General features: G+C 68.9%; 15 protein-coding genes, 1 pseudogene and 1 riboswitch. Of the genes and pseudogenes, 11 read left to right on the forward strand and 5 right to left on the reverse strand.

All coding sequences use genetic code 11. The annotated features are described in order from the left end of the window. Positions 1-39 precede the first annotated feature (39 nt). The 3 genes from OG842_RS04215 (at position 40) to OG842_RS04225 (ending at position 3,629) form a co-directional block, all read left to right on the forward strand. A complete protein-coding gene (locus OG842_RS04215) occupies positions 40-1,428 on the forward strand; it encodes an aldehyde dehydrogenase family protein (protein ID WP_266727551.1) in 1,389 nt (462 codons plus the stop codon). 5 nt (positions 1,429-1,433) lie between these two features. Further along, positions 1,434-2,219: a 3-oxoacyl-ACP reductase gene (locus OG842_RS04220; protein ID WP_266727553.1), complete on the forward strand. Its 786-nt coding sequence runs from the start codon at positions 1,434-1,436 to the stop codon at positions 2,217-2,219. 84 nt (positions 2,220-2,303) lie between these two features. Next, positions 2,304-3,629, forward strand: coding sequence for a haloacid dehalogenase-like hydrolase (locus OG842_RS04225; protein ID WP_266727555.1), 1,326 nt, complete (start codon positions 2,304-2,306; stop codon positions 3,627-3,629). A gap of 99 nt (positions 3,630-3,728) precedes the next feature. On the opposite strand, the gene OG842_RS04230 is transcribed toward OG842_RS04225, so the two are convergent. Next, positions 3,729-5,780 (reverse strand): phosphocholine-specific phospholipase C, encoded by a 2,052-nt coding sequence (locus tag OG842_RS04230; RefSeq protein WP_328512083.1) that lies wholly within the window; start codon positions 5,778-5,780, stop codon positions 3,729-3,731. Positions 5,781-6,019: 239 nt separating this feature from the next. Next, positions 6,020-6,628, reverse strand: coding sequence for a TetR/AcrR family transcriptional regulator (locus tag OG842_RS04235; protein WP_266727559.1), 609 nt, complete (start codon positions 6,626-6,628; stop codon positions 6,020-6,022). Positions 6,629-6,797: 169 nt separating this feature from the next. Here OG842_RS04235 and OG842_RS04240 point away from each other — a divergent pair. From OG842_RS04240 to gndA, 3 genes and pseudogenes are all read left to right on the forward strand, one after another. After that, positions 6,798-7,352 (forward strand): annotated as a pseudogene (locus OG842_RS04240) (NAD(P)-binding domain-containing protein); the annotation flags it as partial. Positions 7,353-7,386: 34 nt separating this feature from the next. Beyond that, positions 7,387-7,575, forward strand: a complete 189-nt coding sequence (locus tag OG842_RS04245; protein WP_323185795.1) for a tyrosine-type recombinase/integrase — start codon at positions 7,387-7,389, stop codon at positions 7,573-7,575. Positions 7,576-8,217: 642 nt separating this feature from the next. Then, entirely contained in the window at positions 8,218-9,657 is a 1,440-nt protein-coding gene (gndA, locus tag OG842_RS04250) for an NADP-dependent phosphogluconate dehydrogenase (protein ID WP_266727561.1), read from the forward strand. Positions 9,658-9,896: 239 nt separating this feature from the next. Here gndA and OG842_RS04260 read toward each other — a convergent pair whose 3' ends face one another. Further along, entirely contained in the window at positions 9,897-10,244 is a 348-nt protein-coding gene (locus OG842_RS04260; RefSeq protein WP_266727563.1) for a VOC family protein, read from the reverse strand. A gap of 655 nt (positions 10,245-10,899) precedes the next feature. Beyond that, positions 10,900-11,036, forward strand: a riboswitch (adenosylcobalamin (AdoCbl) riboswitch). A 20-nt stretch (positions 11,037-11,056) separates the two neighbouring features. Here OG842_RS04260 and OG842_RS04270 point away from each other — a divergent pair. The 5 genes from OG842_RS04270 (at position 11,057) to OG842_RS04290 (ending at position 16,298) form a co-directional block, all read left to right on the forward strand. Further along, a complete protein-coding gene (locus OG842_RS04270; protein ID WP_266727565.1) occupies positions 11,057-12,037 on the forward strand; it encodes an ABC transporter substrate-binding protein in 981 nt (326 codons plus the stop codon). Continuing rightward, positions 12,034-13,089, forward strand: a complete 1,056-nt coding sequence (locus tag OG842_RS04275; RefSeq protein ID WP_266727566.1) for a FecCD family ABC transporter permease — start codon at positions 12,034-12,036, stop codon at positions 13,087-13,089. Before OG842_RS04270 ends, OG842_RS04275 begins: the two co-directional genes overlap by 4 nt. Next, a complete protein-coding gene (locus OG842_RS04280; protein ID WP_266727568.1) occupies positions 13,086-13,874 on the forward strand; it encodes an ABC transporter ATP-binding protein in 789 nt (262 codons plus the stop codon). The genes OG842_RS04275 and OG842_RS04280 overlap by 4 nt, the downstream gene beginning before the upstream one ends. Next, the gene (locus tag OG842_RS04285; RefSeq protein ID WP_266727570.1) at positions 13,871-14,632 is read left to right on the forward strand and encodes a (2Fe-2S)-binding protein; all 762 of its coding nucleotides are present in this window, start codon (positions 13,871-13,873) and stop codon (positions 14,630-14,632) included. Before OG842_RS04280 ends, OG842_RS04285 begins: the two co-directional genes overlap by 4 nt. 919 nt (positions 14,633-15,551) lie before the next feature. Continuing rightward, a complete protein-coding gene (locus OG842_RS04290) occupies positions 15,552-16,298 on the forward strand; it encodes a DUF4118 domain-containing protein (RefSeq protein ID WP_266727572.1) in 747 nt (248 codons plus the stop codon). Between the two features lie 22 nt (positions 16,299-16,320). Here OG842_RS04290 and OG842_RS04295 read toward each other — a convergent pair whose 3' ends face one another. Beyond that, positions 16,321-16,746 carry a DUF3592 domain-containing protein gene (locus OG842_RS04295; protein ID WP_266727574.1) on the reverse strand — a complete coding sequence of 142 codons (426 nt, stop codon included), beginning with the start codon at positions 16,744-16,746 and terminating at the stop codon, positions 16,321-16,323. A gap of 50 nt (positions 16,747-16,796) precedes the next feature. After that, on the reverse strand, positions 16,797-17,426 hold the full coding sequence (gene kdpC / locus OG842_RS04300) for a potassium-transporting ATPase subunit KdpC (protein ID WP_266727576.1): 630 nt from the start codon (positions 17,424-17,426) through the stop codon (positions 16,797-16,799). Positions 17,427-17,459 lie beyond the last annotated feature (33 nt).

The raw sequence follows: 17,459 nt of genomic DNA on the forward strand, positions 1-17,459 counted from the left end.
CTGCCCTTCACGTCCCTCACCCCCGATCGAGGCCCGTACGTGTCCCACCAGTCAGCACCGCACAGCCTGGACGTCCTGAACCCGGCCACCGCCGAGATCATCGCCACCGTCCCGGCCGCCACCGCCGCCGATGTCGACGCGGCCGTCGCCCGCGCCGCCACCGCCCAGCGCGTCTGGGCCGCGGCGGCCCCCGCCGACCGCGCCCGGCTACTGCGCCGGTTCGCCGCCACCGTCGACGAACACATCGAGGAACTGGCCCTGCTGGAGGTCCGGGAGGCCGGACACACCATCGGCAACGCCCGCTGGGAGGCGGGCAATGTCCGCGACCTCCTCGACTACTGCGCGGGTGGCGTCGAACGCCTGATGGGCCGGCAGATCCCGGTCGCCGGCGGCATCGACTTCACCCTCCTGGAACCGCTCGGCGTCATCGGGGTCATCGCCCCCTGGAACTTCCCGATGCCGATCGCGGCCTGGGGCGCGGCCCCGGCGCTCGCCGCCGGCAACGCCGTCCTGCTCAAGCCCGCCGAGACCACCCCGCTGACCGCGCTGCGCCTGGCCGAACTGGCCCTGGAGGCCGGGCTGCCCGGCGGACTGTTCCAGGTGCTGCCGGGCGAGGGGCCGGTGGCCGGCGGTGCCCTGGTGGACCACCCCGGCGTGGCCAAGATCGTCTTCACCGGCTCCACTCGGACCGGCAAGCACATCATGACCCGCTGCGCCGAACGCGTGAAGCGCCTCACCCTGGAGCTCGGCGGCAAGAGCCCCAACGTCGTCTTCGCCGACGCCGACCTGGAGGCCGCGGCGGCCGCCGCCCCGATGTCCTTCCTGGACAACGCAGGCCAGGACTGCTGCGCCCGAACCCGCATCCTGGTCGAGCGCTCGGCCCACGACCGCTTCCTCGACCTGCTGGCACCGGCCGTCGCCGCCGTGGTGGTCGGCGATCCCTCGGACGAGAAGACCCAGATGGGTCCGCTGATCTCGGCCGTCCAGCGGGATCGCGTGAGCGGATTCGTGGACGTCCTGCCCGACGGCGTCCGGACGATCCTGGGCTCGGCGCCCGACGGACCCGGGTTCTGGTACCCGCCGACCGTCCTCGCCGGGGTGTCCCCGGATGCCCCGGTCGCCGTCGACGAGGTCTTCGGGCCGGTCGCCGTGGTGCTGCCGTTCGACGACGAGGCGGACGCCGTACGGCTGGCGAACGCCACGGAGTACGGTCTGGCCGGGTCGGTCTGGACGCGTGACGTGGCCCGTGCCCTGCGGGTCGGCCAAGGACTGCGGGCCGGAAACCTCTCGGTCAACTCGCACTCCAGCGTCCGCTACGCCACCCCCTTCGGCGGTTACAAACAGTCCGGACTGGGCCGCGAGCTCGGCCCCGACGCACTCGCCGCCTTCACCGAAACCAAGAACATCTTCATCAGCACGGAGGCCTGAGCACCATGACCGACACCACCGCTGTCTGCCGCCGCCTGGTCGGCCGCACCGCCGTTGTCACCGGAGCCGGGAGCGGCATCGGACTGGCCACCGTCCGGCGCCTGGCCGCCGAGGGCGCGCACGTGGTCTGCGCCGATGTGGACGAGGCGAGCGGCAAGGCCGCCGCCGAGGAGGTCGACGGCCTCTTCGTACGTACCGACGTCACGGACGCCGAGCAGGTCGAGGCCCTGTTCAAGGCCGCCTTCGACACCTACGGCTCGGTCGACATCGCGTTCAACAACGCGGGGATCTCGCCTCCCGAGGACGACTCGATCCTGGAGACCGGCCTCGAAGCCTGGCGGCGGGTGCAGGAGGTCAACCTCACCTCCGTGTACCTGTGCTGCAAGGCGGCCATCCCGTACATGCGGCGCCAGGGCAAGGGCTCCATCATCAACACGGCCTCCTTCGTGGCCCGGATGGGCGCCGCCACCTCGCAGATCTCCTACACGGCCTCCAAGGGCGGCGTGCTGGCCATGTCGCGTGAACTCGGTGTGCAGTTCGCTCGGGAGGGCATCCGGGTCAACGCGCTGTGCCCCGGCCCGGTCAACACCCCGCTCCTCCAGGAGCTGTTCGCCAAGGATCCGGAGCGGGCCGCCCGCAGGCTGGTGCACATCCCGGTCGGCCGGTTCGCCGAACCCACCGAGATGGCGGCCGCCGTGGCCTTCCTGGCCAGCGACGACTCCTCCTTCGTCAACGCCACCGACTTCCTGGTCGACGGCGGGCTCACCGGCGCCTACGTCACACCGCTCTAGGCCGGTGCGGACGGGGGACGGGGCGCCCCGCCCGTCCCGTCCCCCGTCCGCGGCGACCGCTCACACCACAGGAGTGTCCCCAGCGTGCCCGTACTCCGTCCCGCACTCCGGTCCGCCCGGCGCTCCGCCGCGCGGCTGGCCGTCACCGCGCTCGCGCTGACGGCGACCCTGGCCACCGTCACCGCACCTGCCGGAGCCCACGACCGCCCGGGATCCGGCCGTCCCTGCCCGCAGCTGACCGTGTCGACCGGCTGGTACGGGGCCAACCAGGCTCGTATCCAGCGGCTCATCGACCGCTACGGGAGCTGCTCGCCGCTCCACCGCGACGGCCGTGCCGCGCCGGTGGCGGTCTTCGACTGGGACAACACTGTCATCAAGAACGATGTCGGCGACGCCACCATGTTCTGGTTGCTGCGCAACTCCCGGATCCGGCAGCCCGATCGCGGCGACTGGCGCACCACCAGCCGCTACCTCACGGACTCGGCGGCCGATTCACTGCGCGCCGCCTGCCCGGACGGCACCGGCCTTGACCGCACCCTGCCGACCGCGACCGACGCGGCCTGCGCCGACGAGATCCTCTCGGTCTACAGCGAGGCCACCACCACCTCGGGGCAGGACGCCTTCGCCGGGTACGACCGGCGCACGATGGAACCCTCGTACGCCTGGCTGGCACAGCTCACCCACGGCTGGACGGCCGCACAGGTGCGTTCCTTCGCCGCGGCGGCGCGCACCGAGAACCTGGCCGCCCCCGTGGGCGCCACCCAGCAGGTCGGCAGTACCACCGACGCCACCGGCTACGTCCGCTACTACGAGCAGCAGCGCGACCTGATCCGCACACTGCGCCGGGCCGGATTCGACGTCTGGATCGTCTCCGCTTCGCCGCAGCCCGTGGTCGACGTCTGGGCGCGCGGTGTCGATGTCGCACCCGGGAACGTGATCGGGATCCGGTCCACCACCGAGCGGGGCCGCTACACTTCGCATCTGAGCGCCTGCGGCACCGCGCGCCCCGGCGCCGACTCGCAGATCACCTACATCGACGGCAAGCGCTGCTGGATCAACAAGGAGATCTTCGGCGTGCGCGGTGACGCCGCCTCCCGGGTGCAGGCCCCCTCGATGCGGCCGGTGTTCGCCGCCGGGGACTCCGACACGGATGTGTCGATGCTTCGTGACGCGACCGGTCTGCGGCTGGTCCTCAACCGCAACAAGGCCGAGCTGATGTGCCGTTCCTACGACGACGCGGACGGCAAATGGCTGGTCAACCCCATGTTCATCGGGCCGAAGGGACGGCTGAACGGCGTCTATCCGTGTGCCACCACCGGCTACACCGCGTCGGACGGGACCTCCCGGCCCGTGCTCCGTGGTGACGGCAGTGTGATTCCCGATCAGTACGACACCGTCTTCGCGGGCTGACGACCGGCGCACGCAGTACACCCAGTGCCCGTATACCCGGTACACACGAATGCCGGGGTGGCCTGATCCGGCCACCCCGGCATTCGCGTGCCTTCAGTCTCAGCCGCTGACGCTCGCCGTGCCGGTCTCGATGTGTCCGGTGTGTCCGGTGTACCGCCGCGACCAGGAGGCGTCGCCGCTGGTCCTGACCGTGAAGTCGTACCAGCCCTTGGTCAGCGCAACCGCGTTGAAGTAGTCCTCCTTGCTGCCGCCTGCCGGGACGGTGTAGGTCCAGGGGCCGTCGCCGCGGTACTGCCCGGACGTGACGGTGAACGTGACGGCGCTGGCCGAGGTGTTGGTGAAGGTGAACCACAGGGCGGGCTTGCCGGTGTCCGGCGCGTTCTCGTAACGGGCCGCCACCTCACAGGACTTGCCCGCGGCGGTGGCGTCGCCGGTGAACCGGCGCAGGAATCTGTTGGGTCCGGCCATGGTGAGGTCGTACTTGCCGTCGCCGTTGCCCGTACCGATGCTGAAGAAGTCCGTGGCGGTGCCGCCCGCGTCCACGGTGTACTGCCACGGCACCGTCGAGCGGTAGGCGTTGGGGTGCACCGAGAAGTGTGCGGCGCGGGTCGCGGGCGCGCCCCGGTTGGTCATGGTCAGCCAGGCCTTGATGGCTCCCGCGGCACCGAACTCCAGCCGGTCCAGGTCGCCGCCGGGCTGGTACGGCAGCGCACGGGCGGACCGGGTGCCGGGCTCCTGCGCGGGCAGCGCGTTGTCCTGCGGTACGGGGTTGGGCAGGGGGCCGCAGGTGCTCAGCCCGATCACCGGGGTGGCCGGCAGGCCGGACGGCACACCGTTGACCGGATGGGCGAAGTCGAACACGCCGGTGAGGTCGCCGCTGACCTTGCGCCGCCACGCGCTGATGTTGGGACAGGGCGCCGGCTTCCCGATGGCCGTGGTCCAGGTCTCCAGGAAGCGGAGTACGGAGGTGTGGTCGAAGACTTCGGAGGAGACCCAGCCACCGCGTGTCCAGGGCGACATGACGATCATCGGAACACGGAAGCCGAGGCCGATGGGCACCCCGTCGAGGAATTCGCCCTCGGTCCCGGCGGGCGGCGACGGCGGTGGCACGTGGTCGAAGAAGCCGTCGTTCTCGTCGTAGTTGAGGAAGAGCACCGTGGAGTCGAAGACGTCCTGGTCGGCGGCGAGTGCCCGGTACACGAGGTCGACGAAGTGCGCTCCGTCGCCGGGCGGGGCGTAGGGGTGTTCGGAGAAGGCCTGGTTGGCGACGACCCAGGACACCTGCGGCAGGGTGTCGGCCACCACGTCGGCCTTGATGGCGGCGGCGATGTCGTCGGGGGTGGAGCCGGTCACCTTCTTCACCGACGCCATCCCGAGGTCGTGCAACGGGTCGCCCTCGGGTGCTTTCTCGAACTTCCGGAAGTAGGCGAGGCCGTTGTCGCCGTAGTTGTCGTCGGCGTTCTGGTAGACGCGCCACGACACACCGGCCCGCTGGAGCGCCTCGGCGTACGTCTCCCAGGTGAGCCCGGACTCGTCACCGCCGTCCTTGCTGGACGCATCCACCTTGCCGCTCCACAGGAAGGTGCGGTTCGGGCCGGTCGCGCTCAGCGCCGAGCTGAAGTACGCGTCGCAGACCGTGTAGTTGTCGGCGAGCGCGTAGTGGAAGGGGATGTCCGAGCGGTCGAGACAGCCGAGCGTGCGCACATTCCCCACGCCCGCGACCCAGTTGTCCATCCGGCCCTTGTTCCAGGCCGAGTGCTGCGACGTCCAGCTGTGCGGCAGATCGCCGTTGCACTGGGCGAGCGTCTCGGGATCGGCGCCGCCCGCGGCCGGTGTGGAGCTGAGCTTCCAAGGGTGCTGCCGACCCGTGCCGTTGGGCTGATCGAAGACGGTGCGCCCGCCGCTGAGAGCTATCCCGGAGCGGTCGGAGAAGCCGCGTACGCCCTTGAGTCTGCCGAAGTAGTGGTCGAAACTGCGGTTCTCCTGCATCAGCACCACGACATGGCGGACGTCCTTGATGGTGCCGGTCGCCGCGTTGCCGCTCGCCGTGCCCGTCCGGACCGCGGCGCCCGCGGCCACCGGGGGCATGGCGACCCCCGCCGCCACGCCCGCGCCGAGCGCCACAAAACCCCTTCGGGTGATCGGTGTCATCTGCCTGCCTCCGCCGGATTCGGATGCGTCGTTGTGACGCCGAGGACAGAGTGGCGCCCCGCATGGTCCGACACCAGACCTTTGGCACGAGGACTACGTGAATTATTTCCAACTCACCAGCAACACAAGTCAATTCAAAGGTGCTGGAAGTGATGTTTGCGGACATGATCGCAGTCGGTGGTTACGTCCCGAGGGCTGTCGGCCCAGCGGCCCGCACCCCGCCGCGACCGTCCATGTGGTCAGCCATGTCCGTTCTCGCCCTCGTCCGTCTTCCCGTCCGTCGCGGAAGACCAGTGCTCCAGCAGGAAGTGCAGGGCCTCGACGGACCGCTCCCAGGACGCCTGTACGTCGCGGGGCGCACCGAAGCCGCCGCTCGCCTCCAGGGCGCAGTAGCCGTGGAAGGTGCTGCGCAACAGCCGCACCGCGTCCGTGAGATCGGGCTCACCCAGGCCGTAGGCGCGCAGCATCGCGCCCGTGGTCTCGATGGTGCGGTGGTACGCGGTGGACTGCGCGACGATCTCGGGGTCGACCCGCATCTGCGTGGCCTCGTACCTCCCTGGCCGCTCCAGCGCGAAGGCCCGGTAGGCGTCGGCGAACCCGACCAGGGCGTCCTTCCCGGCCCGGCCCGCGACGGCGGCGGAGATGCGGTCGATGAACTCCCCGGCGGCCAGCAGCGCAACCCGGGTGCGCAGATCGTGCAGATTCCTGACGTGCGAATACAGACTGGCGTCCTTGACCCCGAAGCCGCGGGCCAGCGCGGAGATCGTGACCTTGTCGAAGCCGATGGAGTCGGCCAGATCGGCCGCCGCCTCCACCACTCGTTCGGTCGTGAGTCCCGCCCGAACCATCCGCCACCTCCGCCATCGCGCCTAGGCAACCTAGGCAGTTACCTAATATACACAGGTTCCGCCATCCGGACGATGCCGGACAGACCGTTCCCGCGCCCCGTATCCATACTGAAGATCCCGGCATCCCTGAAGCTCCTGGCATCCCCCGGACAGATTGCCGAGCACACAGATGAGCGGCACTGCACACATCGGCGTCACAGGGCTCGCGGTCATGGGCCGCAACCTCGCCCTCAACGGATTCACGGTCGCGGTGCACAACCGGACGACCGCGAAGGCGGACGCGCTGGTCGAGGAGTTCGGCGACGAGGGCTCCTTCGTTCCCGCGCACACCCCGCAGGAGTTCGTCGCGGCGCTGGAAAGTCCGCGTAGGCTCGTCATCGTGGTGAAGGCAGGCGATCCCACCGATGCCGTGATCCAGGAGTTCGCCCCGCTCCTCGAAGAAGGCGACGTCATCATCGACGACGGCAACGCCCACTTCGGTGACACCCGCAGGCGGGAGAAGGAGCTGCGCCGGCGCGGGATCCACTTCGTCGGTGTCGGCATCTCGGGCGGCGAGGAGGGCGCGCTGAACGGGCCGAGCATCATGCCGGGCGGTTCGGCCGAGTCGTACGAGTCGCCGGGGCCGCTGCTGGAGAGGATCGCCGGCAAGGCGAAGGACGGCACCCCATGCACCACCCACATCGGTCCCGACGGGGCCGACCACTTCGTGAAGATGGTCCACAACGTCGCATAGTTTGGCGAAGCCGCAGTTCAGGGCCATGCTCACGGGTGCTCAGTATTCACTGCGACACTTCTTCGCCTCGAACTGCCTGTCCAAGGGTGTTCCGATCACCGACGTCGCAGAGTGGATGGGGCACGGCAACATCAACGTGACTTTCAGGATCTACCGCCACCTCATGCCGGCCTCGGCAGGTCGGGCGGCTCGGCTCCTCAACGAGGGAATATGAAAAGCTTGAAGATGAAGGGCCGGGCTTGCGCCCGGCCCTTCATGCGGTCTTCTGCTGTTGGGCCCACCGGTCGAGGTCGGCCACCTTGAACTTCAGTTTGCCCCCCGAAGTAGTACCTGAGGATGCCGCGCCTTCGGGACTCTTCGGTACATCCAACGTCCCGTCATGTCCAGATAGACCGCTGCGCTGGCGACTCCGATGTAACAGCGCTCCATTCGCCTTCTCCTCACTTGGTTCGAAGAAAGCTATATCCGCACTCCTCGGCCGCGCCAAACCGCCCTTACCATGAAATACGCAGCCGACGAACTACGAGGGGCTGGACGATCCAGGCGGGCACCGGCCAGCCCGCGAGCGCGACACCGCCGTGCGATTCACCCTCAGAGATCACCACTACGCGGTGCTATGACACGCGCTGGCTGTGCGTCTCCGCACCAGGCCTGAATGTGACACCGCCGGGGCCCGCTCCGCATGGACCAAACGGTCGTACCACAGAGCGCGAACGACCATCCGGGGATCATTTGCGACACCATGACAGCCTCCCAGTCCGCGATCGTCTGTACCTCGTAAGCTCAGTAGCCCGTTCCATCATGGTGGCCGGCCGAACTGCCGAAGACCACGAAACCGGAAGCAGGCAGAGCCGCAATGAGCAGCACAGCGCAGATCGGTGTCACGGGACTTGCCGTCATGGGACGCAATCTGGCCCGGAATTTCGCACGCAACGGATACACCGTTGCTGTACACAACCGCACGGTGGCTCGCACCCACGAACTCGTCGAACGGTTTGGCAGTGAGGGTGATTTCATCGCGACCGAGAGTGCCGAGGAATTCGTGGCAGCCCTGGAAAGACCACGACGTCTGGTCGTCATGGTGAAGGCCGGAGAGGCCACGGACGCAGTGATCGCGGAGTTCACGCCTCTCTTGGAGCCCGGCGATGTCATCATCGACGGAGGCAACGCGCACTTCGCAGACACGCGCCGCCGAGAGCGCGAGTTGCGCGAGCAGGGCATCCACTTCGTCGGCACCGGCGTCTCCGGCGGCGAAGAAGGCGCACTCAACGGACCGAGCATCATGCCAGGCGGCAGCAGAGAATCTTATGACTCGCTTGGGCCGATGCTGGAAAAGATCTCCGCGAAGGCCAAGGACGGCGCCCCGTGTGTCACGCACATCGGTCCTGACGGCGCCGGACACTTTGTAAAAATGACGCATAATGGCATCGAGTACGCGGACATGCAGCTCATCGGCGAGGCCTACCAGCTGCTCCGCGACGTGGCCGGATACTCCCCCGCGCAGATCGCGGACATCTTCCGCGCCTGGAACACCGGGCGCCTGGACTCCTACCTCATCGAGATCACCGCAGAAGTGCTCTCACATGTCGATGCGGCGACCGGTAAGCCCTTCGTGGATGTTGTGCTCGACCAGGCGGAGCAGAAGGGCACCGGTCGTTGGACAGTACAGGTCGCCCTCGATCTGGGTGTTCCTGTCTCCGGCATCGCCGAGGCCGTCTTCGCCCGCTCCGTCTCCGGCCACGCCGCCCTCCGTGATGCCTCACGCCACCTCGCAGGACCGACCGCCCGCAAGCTCGGTGAGGACAAGGCGGCGGCATTCGCCGACCAGGTCGAGCAGGCACTGTATGCCTCGAAGATCGTCGCCTATACCCAGGGCTTCCACGAGATCGCGGCCGGCAGCGAGCAATACGATTGGGACATCAACCTCGGGAAGGTCGCCGCGATCTGGCGCGGCGGATGCATCATCCGGGCCGCGTTTCTCGACAGGATCACCAGCGCCTACGAAACCCAGCCTCAGATGGCAAGCCTCCTCTCGGACAAGAGCTTCGCCGAGGAAATCGCCGCCGCACAGAACGACTGGCGCACCGTGATCGCCACCGCCACTGCCCAGGGCGTCCCCACCCCCGCCTTCGCCGCCACCCTCGCCTACTACGACTCCCTGCGCGCCGAGCGCCTCCCCGCCGCCCTCACTCAAGGCCAGCGCGACTACTTCGGCGCACACACCTACCACCGCATCGACCGCAACGGCGCCTTCCACACCCTCTGGGGCGGCGACAAAACCGAAGTCGAAAGCTGACCAACACCCGCAAAGCTGACCGCAAGAAGCGCGGCTCACGAGGCGGCCGCCCACCGAAGTTCGACAAGATCGGTTACCGGGCTCGGCACGCGGTCGAGTGCGGCATCAACCGCCTCAAGCGCCACCGGGCCGTGGCCACGAGATACGACAAACTCGCGGTCCGCTATGAGGCCACCGTCCTTATCGCGGCCACCAACGACTGGCTGCGACCTGCGCTTTCGCCCAAGGTGCGGAGGCCTTCAGCGGTGGCCCAGCACGTTGACCACCCTTCCGCTGGGGTCGCGGACGAAGAACCGCCGCACGCCCCACTCCTCATCCTGCAAGGGGTGCACGATCTCCGCGCCGCTGTCCCGCATGACCGCATGAGCCGCATCCACGTCGTCCACCTCGACACTCATGTCGGGGGTGACGGGCGCGGTCTTGTCACTGGTCATGACGCTGATCTGCGCTGCCGGGGCGGACGCGGAGGCGAGCGTCATGATCCAGCCGTGGTTCATGACCTCTTCGAAGCCCAGCAGGCCATAGAACTCCCGGCTCTCCTGCGCGGCCTCCGACTGAATGTTGGGCACAACACGGCGAACGGCCATCGACGACTCCAAGTGAGAACAAACGTGTCTCTGTGTCTCCCCAGAAGTACTACGCCACGTCCGCCGCCGCACACACTTTCGCAACACGCTTGAGACGCGGTGCTCCTCGGTCGAACGCATCACGAGCTGATGGCAGAACCGGAGTTGGCGTGGTGGCATCGCAGCTGCTGACCGCGCACCCATGCCGCCCACTGATTCGTTGGCTCTCGTATGACTGGTCGGGGAGATCTGACAGAGGCGGAGTGGCGACGTCTGGAGCCGCTTCTGCCGACAGACAACAACCGCTGCGGGCGATGGCGCGACCACCGTCCTCTTCTGCGTCAGCGGGGGAGTAGGCGTCCAGAAACCGGTAGAGCGGTACCTCTCAGTCCTCCAGCGGCGGTGTCCGGGCCTCACGGCAACGGCCTGAAAACCTCTGCACCCACGTGCTCGATGTCCAGAACCGGCCGGGCCTCGACGAACTTTCCGTGGCGAGCCGTGTCTGTCCCACGTCCAGTAGGTAAGGATGGCGCCCTTCAGGGGCGGGCGAGCCCGCCGGTCCGGGCGGAACCCGTCCGCAGTGCCGATCGTCGTCGCGGATGTCGGTGTCCGGGGCCGCCCAAGGCCGACAGCGCAATGGGCATGACCTGCGGAATACGCGGTCTGACAGAATGAGCTCCGAAAACTCAGGCGACGCGCGTCAGGAAACCGGTGTGAATCCGGTACGGTCCCGCCACTGTGACCGGGCTGCAACAGCCCGGAAGCCAGATACTGACCGCGCCGCCTTCTCGTACGACCCAGGGGACGAGGACATCCCCCGGAAAGGCTCGGTCATGCCCCCGATACGCCGTGTACCCCTCGCGCTCATACCCCTGCTTCTGCTGCCTCTCACCGGCTGCGGCACCGGCGGCGAAGCCAAGGCAGAGGCCGCACCGGTCGCCGACGGTTTCCCCTACACCGTCACCAATTGCGGTACGAAGACGACCTTCGACGCCCCGCCGAAGCGGGTCGTCACCATGAACCAGCACGTCACCGAGATCATGCTGGCCCTCGGGCTCCAGGACCGGCTGGCCGGGACCGCCTACCTGGACGACAGCATCCTGCCGGAGTACCGGTCCGCGTACGACAAGACCAAGGTGCTCGCGAAGGAGTACCCCTCCAAGGAGGTGCTGCTCGGCGCCAACCCCGACTTCGTCTACGGCGGGTACAGCAGCGCCTTCGACAAGACCAAGGGCCAGGACCGGGCGGGTCTCCAGAAGGACGGCATCAACACCCGGCTGAACATCGAGAACTGCACCAAGGGCAAGGTCGGCATCGACCAGCTCGCCACCGAGATCACCGAAGTCGCCAGGACCTTCGGCGTACCGGAGCGCGGCAAGAAGCTGATCGCCGAGGAACGACAGAAGATCACGACGGTCGAAACAGAACTCAAGGGCTCCGCACATCCCTCGGTGTTCGTGTACGACTCCGGCGACAGCTCCGCGTTCACGGCGGGCGGCAAGGGCATCGGCAATGAGATCGTCCGGCTCGCCGGGGGCCGGAACGTCTTCGCGGACCTCGACGCCACCTTCGGCGACGTGTCCTGGGAGCAGGTCATCAAGCGCAAGCCCGAGGTGGCCGTGATCTACGACTACGGAGGCACCACGGTCGAGGCCAAGAAGAAGCGGCTGCTGAACGACCCGGCACTCGCGGACGTGCCGGCGATCAAGAACAAGAAGTTCGCGGTACTCCCGCTGTCCTCGGCCGTGCTCGGTGTCCGGGTCGCCGACGCCGTACAGGACCTGGCCGGGCAGCTGCACCCCGGCACTCCGTGAGCGCGGGGTCCGCCCGCCCCGGCCCGAAGTCCGTCCTCCGCTCGACCCCCGTCGTGATCGGCGCCCTCACGGTGCTGCTGCTCGCGGCGGCGGTGGCCGGTCTGGTGCTCGGCCCGGTACGGATTCCGCCGGGCGAGGTATTGAGTACGGTCCTGGGCGGTGAACGCTCCGGTGCGTTCCCGACGATCGTGTGGGAGGTACGGCTGCCCAGGGTGCTGCTCGGGGCCGTCGTCGGTGCCGGTCTGGCGCTGTCGGGCGCGGTGCTCCAGGCGTTGGTGCGCAACCCGTTGGCCGATCCGTTTCTGCTGGGCGCCTCGTCCGGGGCGTCGGCGGGCGCCGCCGTGGTGGTCGTGCTGGGGGTCGGCGCCGGGGTGGCCACCGACGTGGCACTGCCCCTCGCAGCGTTCGCCGGATCCATGACCGCGCTGGTCGCCGTCTACGCGATGGCCCGGCGCGGCGGCACCATGACGACGGGCCGGCTGATCCTGGCCGGGGTGGCGATCCAGTACGTGCTGTCCGCTTTCACCAGCCTGATCCTGGTGCTGTCCTCCCGGGCCGAGCATGTGCGGGAGATCATGTTCTGGACCCTGGGCGGCCTGGGCGGCGCCCGATGGGACCAACTGGCCCTGCCCGCAGTGGTCCTGTGCATCGGGGCCGTGCTCCTGATCAGCCTGGCCCGTCCGCTGGATCTGCTGCTTACCGGGGAGGAAGGGGCCCGCAGCCTCGGCCTGGACCCCGGCCGTTTCCGGGGCGGGGTCTTCGTGCTGGTGTCGCTGATCATCGGGGTGCTGGTCGCCTACAGCGGGGCAATCGGCTTCGTCGGCCTGATGGTCCCGCATGCCGCTCGGTTGATCGTCGGCGCGTCTCACCGCAGGCTGCTGCCGGTGACCGCGCTCGGCGGGGCGGTCTTCCTGCTGCTGGCCGATCTGCTGGCGCGGACGGTGGCGGCTCCCCGGGAGATCCCCGCCGGGGTGGTCACCGCCCTGGTGGGCGGCCCGTTCTTCCTCTGGCTGCTGCGCCGCTCCAGCCGTACCGAAGGGATCACCGGATGAGCCCGGCATCGTCCCCGACGGCGCTCGCCGCCGACGGGATCGGCTACAAGGTGGCCGGCCGTACCCTGCTCGACGCGGTCACGCTGGACGCCGCCCCCGGCGAGACCGTCGGCCTGGTCGGGCCGAACGGCAGCGGCAAGACCACCTTCCTGCGCTGTGTGTACGGCGCCCTGCGACCCGCAACGGGTCGGGTCCTGCTGGACGGAGCGGACGCCGCAACCCTCGGTGTGAAGGAACGGGCCCGCCGCGTCGCCGTCGTACCGCAGGACAGCCCCGGCACCTTCGGCCTGACCGTGCGCCAGATCGTGGCGATGGGCCGAAGCCCGCACAAACGGTTCTGGGAGCAGGACGACGCCGACGACGCCCGCCGCATAGACCAGTCGCTCCAGCGCGTCGGCGCGGCGCCCCTGGCCGACCGACGGTTCGAAGAACTGTCCGGCGGGGAACGGCAACGGGCCCTGATCGCCCGCGCCCTGGTCCAGGAACCGGGGCTGCTGGCGCTCGACGAACCCACGAACCATCTGGACATCCGCTATCAGCTGGAGATCCTCGGCCTGGTGAGGACCCTGGGCACCACCAATCTGCTGGTGCTGCACGACCTCAACCTGGCTGCCTCCTACTGTGACCGGCTGTTCGTCCTCAGCGCCGGACGGCTGGTGGCGTCCGGTTCCCCGCACGCGGTACTGACGGAAGAGCTGCTGGCCGAGGTCTACGGGATACGCTCCCGGATCGGCGTCCACCCGGTCACCGGCTCCCCCAACGTCGTCTACCTCCCGCTGTCATGAGTGACGACACTTCCTCCGTCTGGACGCCCTTGCCACACGGACCACGCTGGCAGGTCACCGAAGGCGAACCGCCCGCGAGCGAAGCCGGGCGGTGGCTGGCAGCCGACCGACTGGCCGATCCGGCGGGCGAGGAGCTGTCCACGCTGCTGGAGCGTGAACGCACAGGCAGCGGCCACCGCACCGGCCATGCGACCGCCCTGACCCTGATGGCGGTGTACGCGGGCTGGGTCACTGCCGCCGCCGTGCTCCATTGGGCGCTGTACGACGAGGTCCCGGACATGCGGTCCGGCAACGTCCTGGTGCTCCCCGCCGCGCACGGGATCGGCGGAGTCCGGGTGCGCAGTGCCCGGCTGTTGGCGCCCCGGGCCGGGGAGGGCTCCGTACGGCTGCTGCACCGCACCGTGCTCGACGGGCATCTGCTGCCCATCGCCGATGCGTTGCACCGTCGTACCCGCGCCGGAGCCAGGCAGTTGAGTGGAGGGATCGCCCATGGCTGCGCCACGGCGCTGTGCGCGTACGGCGACCAGGTGGATCTGCTGGCTGCCCGCTGGTGGCAGTTCGTGGACACCGCCCCCGGCGGACTCGCGACGCTGGGCGAGGTCGCAAGGGTCCGGCGAGCGCCGGACGGCCCGGAGCGGCTGGTCTATCTGCGCAACACCTGCTGTCTGTACTACACGAGCGCGGAGGCGGTGCGCTGTGCGAGCTGCTGTCTGACAAGCCGCGAGGAGCGGCTACGCGCGTACGCGAGGCCGAAGTAGCACCAGCGGTTCCGGGGTCCAGGCGCCGGTTCCAGCGAAAACGGCGCCCAGTCCCGGCAGACGGCCTCGGCCTTGAGCCGTTCGGTGAGCCGGGCGGCACGATCCTGTCGAAGGAGGAGCCCAGGACCCTCAGGAAACGGGACGGCGCCTCCACGAGGCTGCCGCCGAAAGGTGCGAGAGAACCCGGGGCAAGAGCGTACGGATCGCCGCGCAGGAGTACGTGGTTCGCACAGCTCACGGCAACAACCTGTGGACGGAGCACGCTGTCCGCCCACCAACTGCCGATTCCGGCACCGAGAACGTTTTCGGCCAGGGTGGCGAGTCCTGCTGTCCTGGCAGGAAACCACCCGGCGAGTGCGGAGAGGCTGTTCGGCTGGACCTGGATCATGAGAGGCACCATCTGATTCGGGTGCGGGGCGGCCCTGATCGGATCTCCTCGCGGCGGATTCAGCGTCGAGCGGCCTTATGCCCCGGACAGCACGTGCTTTCTGCGCATCCCGTACGCCGGTCCGACTCGCATACCGGGTGCCGGACCCCTTCGGCGGGACCGGGGTACTCGGCACGCCGCCCCGGGGCACGCAACTACGCTGTTCCCGCCCCTACCGGCCCGGACGTCCCCGTTGGCGGCCCCTTGATCCCTCACGTCCGGTCCTTGACGCACAATTGACGACGGCCATCCCTGCACCCCCTTCGGACGCGAGTCCCTCATACAGGGATCCATGCCCGAACAGCAGGTCGTCGAGTTCGTTCCTGCCGCTGACCAGCGGCGAAGCGTTGTACCACCGCGAAAGGCTCAGGGCTGGTCCAGTCCGATCGGGGCGTCCACCAGCACCCGCGTCATCAAGGCCGCATCAAAGCCGGACGGAAATCGGACACGGGAGCGTCCGTCCCGGTTACACCTGAGGTGGAGGTGGGGCTCATGCTCAAGTACCTCACCAGAGGCCAGGTGGCGGTCGGGGCCGCCCTCGCGCTGCCGCCGGCCGTGTGCGCGGTGCTGGTGCCCTTCCGGGCCGACATGTCCGACACCAACACGGTCCTGGTACTCGTCGTCGCCGTGGTTGCCGTGGCCGCCCTGGGAAATCGCCTGGCCGGTGCGCTCACAGCCCTGTCCGCAGCAGTGTGGTTCGACTTCTTCATCACCCGCCCCTACGGACAATTCACCATCGCCGACCCCGCCGACGTCATCACTGCCGTGCTGTTCCTCGTCGTCGGCATCGTCATCTCCCAGCTGGCGGCCCGGTCCCGGGAACTGAAGGTGATCGCCCTCACCGACGACGACTATCTGGCGCAGATCCACCACGCTGCCCGGCTGGCCGAGACGAGCACCGACCCGCACACCGTGATCGACCATGTGGGCCGGCAGCTCGTGGGGCTGCTCGGGCTGAGCGGCTGCCGCTTCGAATACGGCACCCTCATAGGACGCCCGCCTCGCCTGGAGGAGGACGGCACCATCGCCTGGGGCGACCGGTGCTGGGATGCGGACCGCGACGGCCTGCCCCGCGAGGAGCTGGAACTGCGGGTCTTCCACAACGGACACTTCTACGGCCGGTTCATGCTGCAGCCCAGGCCCGGAGCGGCGCCCCCGCTCGCCGCGCGCCTGGTCGCCGTGACCCTGGCCAACCAGGTCGGGGCAGAGCTCGACGCGACCGGTCGCGCCCACGCCTGACGGCGCGCAGCCCCGCGGGCCGTCACCGACTCGCGATCGCGACGAGAAGCAGTGCGACCGAGAGCAGCACGAAGAGGACACCCCCGGCGATGAAGGCGCGTTCAAGGCCCGAGCGGTCCCAGCCGTGGACCACGACGTTCCGCGGGTCGGCCGGATCGTAGGAGACAAGCACGTTGTCACCATGATTGAGCGGGTGCCGCCGGGTGGCGGGAACGGGAGAGACGACTTCCATCACCCTGTCGTCCTCCGTCACGAACTGGAGGAGCGGCTGCGGTGGGGCCGACTCCTCATGAGCCGCTCCCGGGCGTCGCTTGACCAGCGCCTGGACACGCACGCCGGTCTCTCTCACCCGCCGTGCCTGGTGCAGGCCATAGGCCCCCGCGAGGACGGCGAGCATCCCGCCGAACGCGGTGATCCCCGCAAGTACGGCCATGGCTCCCACGTCCACGTCACGCCCCTCGCCTCGGCCGCCCTCACATCGGCACCCCCACATTCTGGTCACGCCAGCCTGGTCAGATCGTGGTTGAGCTCGACGACATTGACGCGTTCCTGACCCAGAAAACCGAGAACACGACCCTGGACGTGTCGGGCGACCAGTTTCCGGACCTTGTTGGGCGCCAGGTGGCGGGCCTTCGCGACGCGGTTCACCTGTTCGTAGGCGTACGCCGGGGAGATCGCCGGGTCGAGTCCCGAGCCGCTGGCGGTGACGGCGTCCACCGGGACGGACTCGGGACGGGCGCCGTCGAAGGCGGCGACGGCGGCGCGGCGTTCCCTGACGGTCCTGATCAGGTCGGTGTTGTTCGGGCCCAGATTGGAAGCACCGGAGGCCGTGGGATCGTAGCCGCCGGCGGACGGGCGGGGCTGGAACCACTTGGGGTCGGGGCGCAGTGTCTCTGTCTCGTCCTGGGGATTCTTCTTGGGCAGGGAGAAGTTCTGGCCGATCAGGCTGGAGGCCACCGGCGTGCCGTTCGTCTTCAGCAGGGAGCCGTTGGCCTGGTGGGAGAGCGCGGCCTGGGAGATGCCGGCGACGAGCAGCGGATAGGCGATGCCGGTGATCACGGTGAAGGCCAGCAGTATCCGCAGGGCGGTCAGATGGTGCCGGAGTGCCGGGGGAAGGTGGGTGCGCACCCTGGGATCGCCTTCTTCTCTCGTCGGGCCGTC

The organism is Streptomyces sp. NBC_00376, from assembly GCF_036077095.1.
In the GTDB taxonomy this organism is placed as follows: Bacteria; Actinomycetota; Actinomycetes; order Streptomycetales; family Streptomycetaceae; genus Streptomyces.